This window comes from Shewanella sp. 5_MG-2023 (assembly GCF_030547465.1).
Classification (GTDB): Bacteria; Pseudomonadota; Gammaproteobacteria; order Enterobacterales; family Shewanellaceae; genus Shewanella.
In genome coordinates, this window is the sequence record NZ_JAUORC010000102.1 from 1 (window position 1) to 586 (window position 586).

Consider the following 586-nt stretch of genomic DNA (forward strand, 5'->3'; position numbering starts at 1 on the left):
AACACAACGAAATATTAAAAAAGGCCACAGCTCTGTTGATGTCGGACTCACTGAACAATTCTTAATAATTGAGAAACTCAGGCAGAGCTATAGCATAAAAACATTATGCGAAGTGTTCAGTATTCATCGTAGTAGTTACAAGTATTGGAGAAAGAGACCAATAACCATTAACGCAGATAAGGTTAAGCTTCGCAGCCTAGTCAGCGAAGTACACACTGCAAGTAATGGATCGGCAGGTGCTAGAACGATTGCAGATATGGTTAGCCAGCAGGGTGTCTCGCTAAGCCGTTATCGTGCCACTAAGTTGATGAAAGAGCTTGGTATAGTTAGCTGCCAGATACCTAGGCACAAATACCGAAAAGCGACACTAGAACATATTGAAATCCCTAATCACCTAGGTCGACAATTCGCTGTCACAGCTCCGAATGAAGTCTGGGTTGGTGATGTTACCTACGTGTGGGCTGGTAACCGTTGGATGTACTTAGCTGTGGTGATTGATCTATTTGCACGTAAAGTGATTGGCTGGGCTATGTCGTTATCACCTGATAGTCGTTTAACTGGCAAAGCGCTTTCGATGGCCTATGAA

General features: G+C 43.5%; 1 protein-coding gene. It reads left to right on the forward strand.

Translation table 11 applies throughout. The features are described 5' to 3' along the window. Positions 1-586, forward strand: a 586-nt coding sequence (locus Q4557_RS19875) for an IS3 family transposase (protein ID WP_303415069.1), incomplete at both ends; no start/stop codon positions are given.